This is a genomic window from Streptomyces sp. SCL15-4, assembly GCF_033366695.1.
GTDB lineage: Bacteria > Actinomycetota > Actinomycetes > Streptomycetales > Streptomycetaceae > Streptomyces.
The window spans coordinates 6,386,199-6,400,583 of sequence record NZ_JAOBTQ010000001.1 but is presented as its reverse complement, the minus strand read 5'-3'; the positions used below and the strand labels follow the sequence as shown (position 1 = coordinate 6,400,583).

The 14,385-nt window shown below is 73.9% G+C and carries 11 protein-coding genes and 1 riboswitch; of the genes, 10 read left to right on the top strand and 1 reads right to left on the bottom strand.

The genetic code is table 11. From position 1 onward, the window contains the following. Positions 1–21: 21 nt before the first annotated feature. The 10 genes from SCK26_RS28695 (at position 22) to cobI (ending at position 13,611) form a co-directional block, all read left to right on the top strand. Positions 22–759 carry a lysozyme gene (locus SCK26_RS28695; protein WP_318204230.1) on the top strand — a complete coding sequence of 246 codons (738 nt, stop codon included), beginning with the start codon at positions 22–24 and terminating at the stop codon, positions 757–759. 143 nt (positions 760–902) lie between these two features. Continuing rightward, positions 903–2,189, top strand: coding sequence for an inorganic phosphate transporter (locus SCK26_RS28690; protein WP_318204229.1), 1,287 nt, complete (start codon positions 903–905; stop codon positions 2,187–2,189). A gap of 34 nt (positions 2,190–2,223) precedes the next feature. Beyond that, a complete protein-coding gene (locus SCK26_RS28685) occupies positions 2,224–2,451 on the top strand; it encodes a hypothetical protein (protein ID WP_318204228.1) in 228 nt (75 codons plus the stop codon). Positions 2,452–2,612: 161 nt separating this feature from the next. Next, a riboswitch (cobalamin riboswitch) is annotated at positions 2,613–2,756 on the top strand. A 97-nt stretch (positions 2,757–2,853) separates the two neighbouring features. Further along, on the top strand, positions 2,854–3,798 hold the full coding sequence (locus tag SCK26_RS28680; protein ID WP_318204227.1) for a cobalamin biosynthesis protein: 945 nt from the start codon (positions 2,854–2,856) through the stop codon (positions 3,796–3,798). Then, complete coding sequence (locus SCK26_RS28675) at positions 3,795–5,303, top strand: cobyric acid synthase (RefSeq protein ID WP_318204226.1); 1,509 nt, start codon at positions 3,795–3,797, stop codon at positions 5,301–5,303. The genes SCK26_RS28680 and SCK26_RS28675 overlap by 4 nt, the downstream gene beginning before the upstream one ends. Further along, positions 5,300–8,950 carry a cobaltochelatase subunit CobN gene (gene cobN / locus SCK26_RS28670; RefSeq protein ID WP_318204225.1) on the top strand — a complete coding sequence of 1,217 codons (3,651 nt, stop codon included), beginning with the start codon at positions 5,300–5,302 and terminating at the stop codon, positions 8,948–8,950. Before SCK26_RS28675 ends, cobN begins: the two co-directional genes overlap by 4 nt. After that, positions 8,947–10,938: a putative cobaltochelatase gene (locus SCK26_RS28665; protein WP_318204224.1), complete on the top strand. Its 1,992-nt coding sequence runs from the start codon at positions 8,947–8,949 to the stop codon at positions 10,936–10,938. The genes cobN and SCK26_RS28665 overlap by 4 nt, the downstream gene beginning before the upstream one ends. After that, a complete protein-coding gene (gene cobO / locus SCK26_RS28660) occupies positions 10,938–11,537 on the top strand; it encodes a cob(I)yrinic acid a,c-diamide adenosyltransferase (RefSeq protein ID WP_184972356.1) in 600 nt (199 codons plus the stop codon). Before SCK26_RS28665 ends, cobO begins: the two co-directional genes overlap by 1 nt. Beyond that, the gene (locus SCK26_RS28655; protein ID WP_318204223.1) at positions 11,534–12,883 is read left to right on the top strand and encodes a cobyrinate a,c-diamide synthase; all 1,350 of its coding nucleotides are present in this window, start codon (positions 11,534–11,536) and stop codon (positions 12,881–12,883) included. Before cobO ends, SCK26_RS28655 begins: the two co-directional genes overlap by 4 nt. Then, complete coding sequence (gene cobI, locus SCK26_RS28650) at positions 12,880–13,611, top strand: precorrin-2 C(20)-methyltransferase (protein ID WP_318204222.1); 732 nt, start codon at positions 12,880–12,882, stop codon at positions 13,609–13,611. Before SCK26_RS28655 ends, cobI begins: the two co-directional genes overlap by 4 nt. Before the next feature lie 11 nt (positions 13,612–13,622). Here cobI and SCK26_RS28645 read toward each other — a convergent pair whose 3' ends face one another. Beyond that, entirely contained in the window at positions 13,623–14,351 is a 729-nt protein-coding gene (locus SCK26_RS28645; RefSeq protein WP_318204221.1) for a ZIP family metal transporter, read from the bottom strand. Between the last annotated feature and the right edge of the window lie 34 nt (positions 14,352–14,385).

The window sequence follows — 14,385 nt, the reverse complement described above, 5'->3', positions numbered from 1 at the left end:
CGCCATCCCCGGGGGAGCCGCATGGCCCGTGTACCCACCCTTGCCCGTCGCCGCGCGAGCGTCCTGGCGGCGGCCGTGGCGGCGGTCCTCGCCCTCACCGGCCCCGCGACCGCCGCGGCCAAGCCGCCCAAGGGCCACGACGTGTCGTCCCACCAGCGGACCGTGGACTGGCCGGCCGCCCGGAAGAAGGGCGCGCGGTTCGCCTACGTCAAGGCGACCGAGTCCACGGGCTACCGCAACCCCTACTTCGCCGGGCAGTACTCCGGCGCCCGCAAGGCGGGGCTGATCCGGGGCGCGTACCACTTCGCCCTCCCGGACCGGTCCTCCGGCGCCAAGCAGGCCGCGTACTTCGTGCAACACGGCGGCGGCTGGCGGGCGGACGGCTGGACGCTGCCGCCGGCGCTCGACATCGAGTACAACCCGTACAACGCGCGGCGCAGGTGCTACGGGCTGAGCAAGAAGGGCATGGTCGGCTGGATCCGTTCGTTCAGCGACGAGACCCGGCGCCGGACGGGCCGCCGCCCGGTGATCTACACGACGACCCAGTGGTGGAAACTGTGCACCGGCAACAGCCGCGCCTTCTCCAAGGACCACCCGCTGTGGATCGCCCGGCACGGCGCGGCACGGCCGGGGACGCTGCCCGGCGGCTGGCGGTACTGGACGTTCTGGCAGTACCGCACGACGGGCACGCTGCCGGGTGACCAGGATCTCTTCAACGGCACCCTGGACCGGCTGCGGATCTTCGCGCGGACCCGGTAGCCAAGGGGCGCCCGGCCCGGCGGCGCGAAACACGACTCCGGCATGGCATTACCGACACCACCACGCCCGTCCCAGTTCATCTTCCGTTCACTCAGGTTGCCTACGTTCGTCCAGCCAACGACCTCGAACGATTGCCTGGGTAAATGGAAAGCTTCTCGCTGATCCTCGCGATAGTGGTGGTAACCGCTCTCGCGTTCGATTTCACGAACGGTTTCCACGACACCGCGAACGCGATGGCCACCACCATCTCCACAGGCGCCCTGAAGCCCAAGATCGCGGTGACCATGTCCGCCGCCCTCAATCTTGCGGGCGCCTTCCTCTCCGTGGAGGTCGCGAACACGATCTCCAAGGGTCTCGTCGACGAGACCGGCATCCGTCCCGAGGTCATCTTCGCCGCCCTGGTCGGCGCGATCCTCTGGAACCTGCTGACCTGGCTGGTGGGCCTGCCCTCCAGTTCCTCGCACGCCCTGATGGGCGGCCTGGTCGGCGCCACCGTCGCCTCCGCCGGCTTCGACGCCGTCCACGGCGGCGTCCTGGTCACCAAGGTGCTGCTGCCGGCCGTCGCCGCGCCGGTCGTGGCGGGCCTCGCCTCGTTCCTGGCCACCCGGCTCTCCTACGGCGTCGGCGGCACCGCCGGCACCGAGGCGAGCCGCAAGGGCTACCGCGCCGGCCAGATCGCCTCCGCCGGCCTGGTCTCCCTCGCGCACGGCACCAACGACGCCCAGAAGACGATGGGCATCATCACCCTGGCCCTGATCGCGGGCGGCTCCCTCGCCCCCGGCTCCAACCCTCCCACCTGGGTGATCCTCTCCGCCGGCCTGGCCATCGCGCTCGGCACCTACATCGGCGGCTGGCGCATCATCCGCACCATGGGCAAGGGCCTGACCGACCTGGAGCCGCGCCAGGGCTTCGCCGCCCAGACCGGCGCCGCGACCGCCATCCTGGCCTCCTCCCACCTCGGCTTCTCCCTGTCCACCACCCACGTCGTCTCCGGCTCGGTGATGGGCGCGGGCCTCGGCCGCAAGGGCGGCGTGGTCCGCTGGTCCACCGCGACCCGCATGGCCGTCGCCTGGGTGCTCACCCTGCCGGCCGCCGCGCTGGTCGGCGCGGGCGCCGAGTCCGTCACCGACCTCGGTGACTGGGGCACCGCCGCCGTCGCCGTCTTCCTGGTCGCCGCGAGCGCCGCGATCTGGAAGATCTCCCGCCGCGAGGTCGTCGACCACACCAACGTGGTCGAGGAGACCGGCGAGCCGGCCGGTGTCGTCACCGCCGCCATCGCCGCGGTGACCCCGCCGCCCGCCGGTCAGATCACCGACGGCCTGACGGTCCCGGTCGGCGGAGAACTGACGACGGCGAACCTGACCGCCACGATCCCCGCCCCGGCCACCGAGCCGGCCCCCGCCGCCGTTCCGCCGGCCGCCACGGTCTGACCCCGCCCGCACGGTTACTGAAGGAAGCATCCCCATGAAGATCGACTGGGCGGCCCTCGGCTCCGTTCTGGGCACCAGCGTGGTGTTCACGGTGGGCCTGGTGGCCCTGTTCACCCTCGGCATCAACGGCCTGTCCCGCCGCGAGCGGGCCGCGGCCCAGGGCGGCTCCGCCGCGCTCGCCGTCACCGGCGCCTACGCCTGCTTCGCGGCCTGCGCGGCGGCCGTGGCCTACGGCATCTACCTGATCGTGGGCAAGGGCTGACCGCCCGTCCCCGATCCCCGCGACCCGCCCCGCCGACCGGCCCGTCCGCCGGAGCCGGCGGGGCGGACGCATGCCGGAGCGGTCCCGTCGGGCCCGCCCGGCGCCCCGGCGATGTGGGCCTCAGCACAGTCGGGCATCCCAGGTCAAAGGCAAGTTGACGGCCCTTCCGGGCACGTGGTGGACTGCCCAGGCCATGTACGGCGGCAGAAGAGGAAGCCGGTGCGAATCCGGCGCGGTCCCGCCACTGTCACCGGGGAAGAACTCCCCGGGAGCCAGGAACTCTCGCCGCCGGAATCCGTCGAACCAGGGCGTGGACACCCTGAGTGAGGACATGAATCGCCATGCTCGGCTGCCGTATGACCCATACCGGGAACGCCCCTGTGCCCACGGCCGGCTGAGCCGATGGGTGCCGATCGCACATACGCGTACGGCGCCGCCGCCGGCGTCCTCGGCGACCTGCTCCTCGGCGATCCCCGCCGCGGGCACCCGGTCGCCGCGTTCGGCCGCGCGGCCACGGCCGTGGAAGGCGCCTTGTGGCACGACCACCGCGGCTGGGGCGCCCTGCACACCGCCGTGTGCGCCGGTGGCGCCGTCGCGCTGGGCGCGCTGGCCACCCGCGCCGTACGCCCCTGCCGTACCGCCTCCGTCGCGCTGACCGCCGCCGCCACCTGGGCCGTCATCGGCGGCACCACGCTCGGCCGCGAGGCCCGCACCGTCGGACGCGCCCTGGCGGCGGGAGACGTCGACGCCGCCCGCGCCCGGCTGCCGCATCTCTGCGGCCGCGACCCGCAGGCGCTGGACGCCGACGGGATCGCCCGGGCCGTCGTCGAGTCGGTCGCCGAGAACACCTCCGACGCCGTGGTCGGCGCCCTGGTCTGGGGAGCCGTGGCCGGGGTGCCGGGACTGCTCGGGTTCCGGGCCGTCAACACCCTGGACGCCATGGTGGGCCACAAGTCGCCCCGCCACCGCCGCTACGGCTGGGCCTCCGCCCGCCTCGACGACGTCGCCGGCTGGCCGGGCGCCCGGCTGACCGCCGTCCTCGCCGCCGTCGCCGGACCCGACCCGCGCGGCGCCCTGCGCACCTGGAAGGCCGACGCGGGCAGGCACCCGAGCCCCAACGCCGGTCCCGTGGAGGCCGCCTTCGCGGGCGCCCTCGGCGTGCGCCTGGGCGGAACGCTCTCCTACGGCGGCCGGGTCGAGCACCGGCCCGTGCTCAACGGCGGCACCGGACGCGCGGTCCGGGTCACCGACATCGACCGGGCCGTACGGCTCTCCCGCCGCGTCGGCCTGCTCGCCCTCGGCACCACGCTCGCCGCACGCGCACTGGTGAAAGGACGTGGGAAGTGAACGGTGGCCTCCTCGTGGCCGGCACCACCTCGGACGCCGGCAAGAGCGTCGTGACGGCCGGGATCTGCCGGTGGCTGGTCCGCCAGGGCGTGAAGGTGGCGCCGTTCAAGGCGCAGAACATGTCCCTGAACTCGTTCGTGACCCGGGAGGGCGCGGAGATCGGCCGGGCCCAGGCCATGCAGGCCCAGGCCTGCCGGATCGAGCCGACCGCGCTGATGAACCCGGTGCTGCTCAAGCCCGGCGGCGAGCAGATCAGCCAGGTCGTGCTGCTCGGCAAGCCGGTGGGCGAGCTGAGCGCGCGCGGCTACCACGGCGGACGCCAGCAGCGGCTGCTGGGCACCGTGCTGGACTGCCTGGCCGAACTGCGGGGCACGTATGACGCGGTGATCTGCGAGGGGGCGGGCAGCCCGGCCGAGATCAACCTGCGGCGGACCGACATCGTCAACATGGGCATCGCGCGCGGCGCGCGGCTGCCGGTGCTGGTGGTCGGCGACATCGACCGCGGGGGCGTCTTCGCGTCCTTCTTCGGCACGCTCGCCCTGCTCTCGAGCGAGGACCAGGAACTCGTCGCCGGTTTCCTGGTGAACAAGTTCCGCGGCGATGTCGGCCTGCTGGAGCCCGGCCTGGACATGCTGCGCGGCCTCACCGGACGGCGGACGTACGGCGTGCTGCCCTTCCGGCACGGACTCGGCATCGACGAGGAGGACGGACTGCGCGTCTCCCTGCGCGGCACCGTCCGCGAGTCCGCCGTCACTCCCCCGGTCGGCGCGGACGTGCTCCGGGTCGCCGTGTGCGCGATCCCGCTGATGTCCAACTTCACCGACGTGGACGCGCTGGCGGCCGAACCGGGCGTCGTCGTGCGGTTCGTGGACCGGCCCGAGGAACTGGCCGACGCCGACCTCGTGGTGGTCCCCGGCACCCGCGGCACCGTGCGGGCGCTCCAGTGGCTGCGAGAACGCGGGCTGGCGGACGCACTCCTGCGCCGGGCCGCCGAGCACCGCCCCGTCCTCGGCATCTGCGGCGGCTTCCAGATCCTCGGCACGCACATCGAGGACGAGGTCGAGAGCCGCCAGGGCCACGTCGACGGGCTCGGGCTCCTGCCCGTGCGCGTGCGGTTCGCCCGCGAGAAGACCCTCACCCGGCCCGGCGGGCAGGCCCTCGGCGAGCGCGTCGACGGCTACGAGATCCACCACGGCGTGGCCACGGTCGAGGGCGGCGAACCCTTCCTCGACGGCTGCCGCGTCGGCCAGACCTGGGGCACCCACTGGCACGGCTCACTGGAGTCGGACGGCTTCCGGCGGGCCTTCCTGCGCGAGGTGGCCGCCGCCGCGGGCCGCCGCTTCGTACCCGCGCCGGACACCTCCTTCGCCGCGCTGCGCGAGGAGCAGCTCGACCGGCTCGGCGACCTGATCGAACAGCACGCGGACACGGACGCGCTGTGGCGGCTCATCGAGTCCGGCGCGCCGCAAGGACTGCCTTTCATCCCACCGGGAGCGCCCGCATGAGCACAGTGTTGTTGTTGTCGACCGCCGACACGGATCTGCTGGCGGCCCGGGCCTCCGGCGCCGGTTACCGTATCGGCAATCCGACCCGGGTCGACGTCGCCGAGGAGCTGCCGGCCCTGATCGAGGGCGCGGACCTGGCCGTCGTACGGCTGCTGGGCGGCAAGCGGGCCTGGGAGGACGGGCTGGCCGTGCTGAAGGCGTCCGGCGTCCCGACCGTCCTGCTGGGCGGCGAGGCCGTACCGGACGCCGAGCTGATGGCCGAGTCCTCGGTGCCCGCCGGTGTGGTCGCGGAGGCGCTGAAATACCTGGTCGAGGGCGGCCCGGCGAACCTGCTGGAGCTGTCCCGGTTCCTGTCGGACACCGTGCTGCTGACCGGTGAGGGCTTCGAAGAGCCGCACCGCATGCCCGAGTTCGGCGTGCACGGCGCCTACGAGACCCGGGAGGACCGCCCCACGGTGGGCGTGTTGTTCTACCGGGCCCACGAACTCAGCGGCAACACCGCCTTCGTGGACACCCTGTGCGAGGCCGTCGAGGCGGCCGGCGCCAACGCCCTGCCCGTGTACTGCGGTTCGCTGCGCGACGCGGACCCCGCGCTGTACGAGCTGCTGGGCCGGGCCGACGCGCTGGTGGCCACCGTCCTCGCGGCCGGCGGCACGCACGCCTCGCAGGCCTCCGCCGGCGGCGACGAGGAGTCGTGGGACATCGGCGCGCTCGCCGACCTGAACGTCCCCGTCCTGCAAGGTCTGTGCCTCACCTCCTCGCGCGCCGCGTGGGAGGAGTCCGACGCCGCCCTGTCCCCCATGGACGCGGCGATGCAGGTCGCCATCCCGGAGTTCGACGGCCGGCTGATCACCGTCCCGTTCTCCTTCAAGGAGCAGGGCCCCGACGAGGTCCCGGTGTACGCCGCCGACCCCGAGCGGGCCGCCCGGGTCGCCGGCATCGCCGTCCGGCACGCCCGGCTGAGGCACAAGCCGAACGCCGAGAAGAAGGTCGCGCTCGTCTTCACCGCCTACCCGACCAAGCACTCCCGGGTCGGCAACGCGGTCGGCCTGGACACTCCCGCGTCCGCCGTCCGGGTGCTCGACGCGCTCCGCGACGCCGGGTACGCGCTGACCGAATACCCCTCCGGCGGCGACGAGCTGATCCACCGGCTCATCGAGGCCGGCGGCCACGACGTGGAGTGGCTGACCGAGGAACAGCTGGCCTCCGCGCCCGCGCGGGTGCCGCTGGCCGACTACCGGGCGTGGTTCGAGAAGCTGGACCCGCGGCTGCGGGACGCGATGACCGAGGCGTGGGGCGAGCCGCCGGGCGGCCTCTACGTGGACGGCGACGACATCGTGCTGGCCTGTCTGCAGTACGGGAACGTCGTCGTCATGATCCAGCCGCCGCGCGGCTTCGGCGAGAACCCGATCGCGATCTACCACGACCCCGACATGCCGCCCTCGCACCACTACATGGCGGCCTACCGCTGGCTGGAGAACAGCTTCGGCGCCGACGCGATCGTGCACATGGGCAAGCACGGCACGATGGAGTGGCTGCCGGGCAAGGGCCTCGGGCTGTCCCGCGGCTGCGCCCCGGACGCCGTCCTCGGCGAACTGCCGCTGATCTACCCGTTCATCGTGAACGACCCCGGCGAGGGCACCCAGGCCAAGCGGCGCGGGCACGCCACCGTGGTCGACCACCTGGTGCCGCCGATGGCCCGCGCGGACACCTACGGCGACCTCGCCAAGCTGGAACAGCTCCTCGACGAGTACGCGCTGGTCAGCGACCTGGACCCGGCGAAGGCCCCGGCCGTCCGCGCGCAGATCTGGACGCTGGTCAAGGCGGCGGAGCTGCACCACGACCTGCACGTGGACGAGCAGCCGGAGGACGACGCGTTCGACGAGTTCGTCATGCACATCGACGGCTACCTGTGCGAGATCAAGGACGTGCAGATCCGTGACGGCCTGCACATCCTGGGCGGCGGACCGGTCGGCGAACCGCGCGTGAACCTCGTGCTGGCGGTGCTGCGCGCCTCGCAGGTGTGGGGCGGGCAGGCCAACGCCCTGCCCGGTCTGCGGGCCTCGCTGGCGGCCCATTTCGGGCTGGAGGAGAAGGAACTGCTGGCCGAGCCGGGCGCCCCGGTCAAGGTGCCGGCGGAGCTGACGGACCTGGTGGAGGGCCCGGCCCGGTCGGCCGCCGACGCCATCGACCTGCTGGAGCAACTGTGCCGGCGGATCGCGGAGGGCATGGAGGCCCGGGCGTGGGACCGTACGGTGGTCCCGGCCGTCCTGCGGGGCGTGCTCGGCGCCGAACTGCCGGGCGCCGTCGCCGTGGTGGAGTTCGCGTGCGACGAGGTCGTACCGCGGCTGGCGCGGACCACCGACGAGATCGGGCACATCCTGCGGGCCCTGGACGGCGGTTACGTCCCGGCGGGCCCGTCCGGGTCGCCGACGCGCGGCCTGGTGAACGTCCTGCCGACGGGCCGCAACTTCTACTCGGTCGACCCCAAGGCCATCCCGTCACGGCTGAGCTGGGAGGTCGGGCAGTCGCTGGCGGACTCGCTGGTGCAGCGGTATCTGAGCGACACCGGCGCGTACCCGAAGTCCGTGGGCCTCACCGTGTGGGGCACGTCCGCGATGCGCACCCAGGGCGACGACATCGCCGAGATCCTGGCGCTGCTGGGCTGCCGCCCGGTGTGGGACGAGGCCTCGCGCCGGGTGACCGGCTTCGAGGTGGTCCCCCTGGCGGAGCTGGGACGGCCCCGCATCGACGTCACGGTCCGCATCTCCGGGTTCTTCCGGGACGCGTTCCCGCACGTGGTCGGGCTGATCGACGACGCGGTCCGGGCGGTGGCGGAGCTCGAGGAGCCTGCCGAGGCCAACTACGTGCGGGCGCACGTGGACGAGGACACCGCCGGGCACGGCGACCGGCGCCGCGCCACGGCCCGTGTCTTCGGCTCCAAGCCGGGCGCGTACGGCGCGGGCCTGCTGCCGCTGATCGACGCCCGCAACTGGCGCAGCGACGCGGACCTGGCCGAGGTGTACGCGGTGTGGGGCGGCTACGCCTACGGGCGCGGGCTCGACGGCCGGGCGGCGCGCGGGGACATGGAGACGGCGTTCCGGCGGATCGCGGTGGCGGCGAAGAACGTCGACACACGTGAGCACGACCTGGTCGACGCCGACGACTACTTCCAGTACCACGGCGGCATGGTCGCCATGGTCCGGCACCTGACGGGCTCCAGCCCCGAGGCGTACGTGGGTGATTCGGCCGTGCCGGACCAGGTGAAGACCCGCACGCTGGGCGAGGAGACGCACCGGGTCTTCCGCGCGCGGGTGGTCAATCCCCGGTGGATGGCGGCCATGCGCCGGCACGGCTACAAGGGCGCCTTCGAGATGGCGGCGACCGTGGACTACCTGTTCGGCTACGACGCCACGGCGGGCGTGGTGGACGACTGGATGTACGAGAAGCTCAGCGCGGAATACGTCTTCGACCCGGAGAACCGGGAGTTCATGAAGAAGTCCAACCCGTGGGCGCTGCGCGGCATCACCGAGCGGCTGCTGGAGGCGGCGGACCGTGGTCTGTGGGCGGAGCCGGACGCGGACACGCTGGAGCGGCTGCGCGCCACCTACCTGGAGCTCGAAGGCGACTTGGAGGGCGACCAGTGACAACCCCCTTTCCTTTCACGGCCGTTGTCGGTCAGGACGATCTGCGGCTCGCGCTGCTGCTGAACGCCGTGTCGCCGGCGGTCGGCGGTGTGCTGGTGCGCGGCGAGAAAGGCACCGCCAAGTCGACTGCGGTGCGGGCGCTGTCGGCGCTGCTGCCGGCCGTGGCCGTGGTGCCCGGGTGCCGGTTCTCCTGCGACCCGGCCGCTCCGGACCCCGAGTGCCCGGACGGCCCGCACGAGGCCGGCACCGGCGCCGAGCGGGCCGCGCGGATGGTCGAGCTGCCCGTCGGCGCCTCCGAGGACCGGCTGGTCGGCGCGCTGGACATCGAGCGGGCGCTCGCGGAGGGCGTGAAGGCCTTCGAGCCGGGGCTGCTGGCCGACGCGCACCGGGGCATCCTCTATGTCGACGAGGTGAACCTGCTGCACGACCACCTGGTCGACCTGCTGCTGGACGCGGCGGCGATGGGCGCCTCGTACGTCGAGCGCGAAGGCGTCTCCGTGCGGCATGCCGCGAAGTTCCTGCTCGTCGGGACCATGAATCCCGAAGAAGGCGAATTGCGGCCGCAGTTGCTCGACCGGTTCGGGCTCACCGTGGAGGTCGCCGCCTCGCGGGAGCCGGACCAGCGGGTGGAGGTCGTGCGGCGCCGGCTCGCCTACGACGACGACCCCGCCGCCTTCGCCGCGAAGTGGGCGCAGGAAGAGGCAGCCGTAAGGCAGCGGATCGTCGCCGCGCGGGAGCTGCTGCCGCAGGTGCGGCTGGGTGACGGGGCGCTGCGGCAGATCGCGGCCACCTGCGCCGCCTTCGAGGTGGACGGCATGCGCGCCGACATCGTGATGGCGCGGACCGCGACCGCGCTGGCCGCGTGGGCCGGACGGACCGACGTCCTCGCCGAGGACGTGCGGCAGGCCGCGCTGCTCGCGCTGCCGCACCGGCGGCGGCGCAACCCGTTCGACGCGCCGGGCCTGGACGAGGACAAGCTGGACGAGACGCTGGAGCAGTACGCCGGGGACGAGGGCGACGACGAGCCCGACCCCGACGGCCCCGGTGGCGGCGGTGGGCAGCCGGCGCCGGACGGCGGACCGCAGGGCGACGGGGGCGAGACCGCGCAGCCGGAGGCCGGTGAGGACGGACAGCCGCAGGCGTCCGGCGCCGGCGAGCAGCCGGCCGCGCGGGCCGCCGAACCCTTCCGCACCAGGGCGCTGACCGTCCCCGGCATCGGGGAGGGCGCCGCCGGGCGGCGGTCCCGGGCGCGCACCGAGCACGGCCGGACCACCGGGGCCCGCCGGCCCCGGGGCGCGCTGACCAAGCTGCATCTGGCGGCCACCGTGCAGGCCGCCGCGCCGCACCAGCGGGCGCGGGGACGGTCGGGGCCGGGGCTGGTCGTGCGCCGGGACGATCTGCGGCAGGCGACGCGCGAAGGGCGTGAGGGCAACCTCGTGCTGTTCGTCGTGGACGCCTCCGGGTCGATGGCCGCGCGGCAGCGGATGAGCGCCGTGAAGGGCGCCGTGCTGTCGCTGCTGCTGGACGCCTACCAGCGGCGGGACAAGGTGGGACTGGTGACCTTCCGGGGCACCTCGGCGGATGTCGCCCTGCCGCCCACCTCGTCCGTGGACGCCGCCGCCGCGCGGCTGGAGTCGCTGCCGACCGGCGGCCGTACGCCGCTGGCCGCCGGGCTGCTGAAGGCGCACGAGGTGCTGCGCGTGGAGCGGCTGCGGGACCCGGCGCGGCGGCCGCTGGTGGTCGTGGTGACCGACGGGCGGGCCACCGGCGGGCCCGAGCCGGTGGCGCTCGCCGGGCGGGCGGCGCGGCTGCTGACGGCCGAGGAGGTCGCCTCGGTGGTGGTGGACTGCGAGTCGGGGCCGGTGCGGCTGGGGCTCGCCGGGCAGCTCGCGGATGAGCTGGGCGGTACGGCGGTGACGCTGGACGAGCTGCGGGCGGACTCGATCGCCGGGCTGGTGAAGGGAATTCAGGGCAGGAGGGCCGCGTAATGCCGCAGGGACAGCCGAGTGTCGTTCCGGACGACGGACTGACGACGCGTCAGCGCCGCAACCGTCCGCTGGTCGTGGTGCACACGGGCGTCGGCAAGGGCAAGTCCACCGCCGCGTTCGGGCTCGCGCTGCGCGCCTGGAACCAGGGGTGGCCCATCGGGGTGTTCCAGTTCGTCAAGTCGGCGAAGTGGAAGGTCGGCGAGGAGAACGCGCTGCGCGTGCTCGGTGCCTCCGGCGAGGGCGGCACGGTCGACTGGCACAAGATGGGCGAGGGCTGGTCGTGGGTCCAGCGCGACGCCCAGATGGACAACGAGGAGAAGGCCCGCGAGGGCTGGGAGCAGGTCAAGCGGGACCTGGCCGCCGAGACGTACCGGCTGTACGTGCTGGACGAGTTCGCGTACCCGATGCACTGGGGCTGGGTGGACACCGACGAGGTGGTCGAGGTGCTGCGCGGCCGGCCCGGTACGCAGCATGTGGTGATCACCGGTCGGAACGCGCCGGAGAAGCTGGTGGACCTCGCCGATCTCGTCACCGACATGTCCAAGGTCAAGCACCCCATGGACGTGGGGCAGAAAGGCCAGAAGGGCATCGAGTGGTGACATCGCCGGTACCCCGGCTGGTCATCGCCGCGCCTTCCTCGGGCAGCGGCAAGACCACCGTCGCCACGGGGCTGATGGCCGCGTTCGCCGCGCGGGGGCTCGCCGTGTCCCCGCACAAGGTCGGGCCGGACTACATCGACCCGGGGTACCACGCCCTTGCGACCGGGCGTACGGGGCGCAACCTGGACGCGTACCTGTGCGGGCCGGAGCTGATCGCCCCGCTGTTCCTGCACGGGTCGCGGGGGTGCGACCTGGCCGTGGTCGAGGGTGTGATGGGGCTGTACGACGGGGCCGCCGGGCAGGGCGAGCTGGCGTCCACCGCGCACGTGGCCAAGCTGCTGCGGGCGCCGGTGGTGCTGGTGGTCGACGCGTCCGCGCAGTCGCGGTCGGTGGCGGCGCTGGTGCACGGGTTCGCCTCCTGGGACCCCGAGGTGCGCCTCGGAGGCGTGATCCTGAACAAGGTGGGTTCCGACCGGCACGAGTCGCTGCTGCGGGAGGCGCTGGAGTCGACCGGGGTGCCGGTCCTGGGTGTGCTGCGGCGGGTTCCGCAGGTGGACACGCCGTCCCGGCATCTGGGGCTGGTCCCGGTCGCCGAGCGACGGGCCGACGCGCTGGACGCGGTCGCGGCGATGGCCGCGCAGGTCGAGCGGGGATGCGATCTCGATGCCCTGTCACGGCTGGCGAGCGGTGCCGGACCGCTGCCGGCCGCCGCCTGGGAACCGCCCGTCGGCACGACGGGGAAGCGTGCGGTGGTCGCCGTGGCCGGCGGTCCCGCCTTCACCTTCTCCTACGCCGAGCACACCGAGCTGCTCGCCGCCGCCGGAGCCGAGGTCGTCACCTTCGATCCCCTGCGGGACGAGCGACTGCCCGAGGGAACGGCCGGGCTGGTCGTCGGCGGCGGTTTTCCCGAGGTGTACGCCGCCGAGCTGTCGGCCAACGAGCCGTTGCGCGAGGCCGTGGCCCGCCTGGCCCGCTCCCGTGCTCCCGTGGCCGCCGAGTGCGCCGGACTCCTCTACCTCTGCCGGGAGCTGGACGGCCGGCCGATGTGCGGTGTGCTGGACGCCACCGCGCGCATGAGCGAGCGGCTGACCCTCGGCTACCGGGACGCCGTGGCCGTCGGCGACAGCGCGCTGGCGGCGGCCGGGACGCGGATGCGCGGGCACGAGTTCCACCGCACGGTCGTGGAGCCGGGCGCCGGTGCCGCTCCCGCCTGGGGGGTCACGGCCCCGGTCCGGCGGGTCGAAGGTTTCGTACAGCAGGGCGTGCACGCGAGTTATCTGCACACGCACTGGGCGTCCGCGCCCGGTGTGGCCCGTCGGTTCGTGGAGAGGTGCCGGACGTCATGAGCAGCAGGCTGGTCGGAGTCGGGGTCGGTCCCGGTGACCCGGAGCTGGTGACCGTCAAGGGGGTCAACGCGCTGCGGGAGGCCGCTGTCGTCGTCGTACCCGTCATGGACACCGGCGAGCGGGGCCGGGCCGAGGCGACCGTGGCGCACTACGTGCCGGCGGAGAAGATCGTGCGGGTGGTGTTCGCGCTGAACGAGCGGAGCGACCGGGCGCGCCGGGAGGCGGCCTGGGACGCGGCCGGACGGCGGGTCGCGGAGCTGCTGGAGGCGCACGCGTCCGTCGCGTTCGCCACCATCGGCGACCCGAACGTGTACTCGACGTTCACCTATCTGGCGCAGACCATCCTGGAGCTGGTGCCCGGTGTGGCCGTGGAGACGGTGCCCGGGATCACCGCGATGCAGGATCTCGCGGCGCGGTCCGGCGCGGTGCTGACGGAGGGCACCGAGCCGCTGACCCTGGTGCCGGTGACGGCCGGTTCGGCGGTGCTGAAGGAGGCGCTGGCCGGGCCGGGCACGGTGGTGGCGTACAAGTTCGGGCGGCAGGCCGGCGAGGTCGCCGAGGCGCTGGCGCAGACCGGGCGGCTCGCGGACGCCGTGTGGGGGTCGGCGCTGGGGCTGCCGGAGGAGTCGGTGCGGCCGGCCGCCGAGCTGGACGGGTCGCCGCTGCCGTACCTGTCGACGCTGATCGCGCCTCCGCGGCGGGACGGCGGCCGGGGCGGGAAGCTGTGAGACCGTCCGGGTCATCCGGTGACGCCCACCACCAGCCAGATGAACGCGGCGCCCGCGACCGTGCACAGCAGGGTCGAGCGGGCCGGGTGCTCGTGGTGGGCCTCGGGGAGGATCTCGGCCGCGGCGAGGTAGAGCAGGACGCCGCCGAACAGGCCGAGATAGCCGCCGAGGACGTCTTCCGGGACGGTGAGGAACGAGGACGCGGCGGCCCCGGCGACGGGTGCGGCGGCGTCCGCGAAGAGCATGGCGAAGGCCTTGCGGCGGGCGTTGCCGTACAGGCGGGTGAGCGTGAAGGTGTTGAAGCCGTCCGCGAAGTCGTGGGCGATGACGGCGAGCGCCACCGCGGTGGCCATGCCGCCGCCCACCTGGAAGGACGCGCCGATCGCCACGCCGTCCATCAGGCTGTGCCCCACCATCGCCGCCGCCGCCGTCAGTCCCACCTCGGGGCTGCGGTGGTGGTGCTCGACGCCTCCGTGGGCGGCGCGGCGGGCCGCCAGCAGGCGTTCCACCAGATGGGCGAGGAGGAAGCCGGCCACGAACAGCAGGAGCGCGGCCGGGACGCCGTGGATCTCGGTGCCCGCGGCCCTCAGCGCCTCCGGCAGCAGGTCCAGGCCGACCACGCCGAGCATCAGCCCGCCGGCCAGGCCCAGCACCAGATGGCGGCGGTCGGTCACGCGCTGTGCCGTCCAGCCGCCGGCCAGCGTCATCAGGAACGCGCCGAGCGCGACGAAGACCGCCATACGCCCTTGCTATCGGATTCACCCGTGTTCCCGC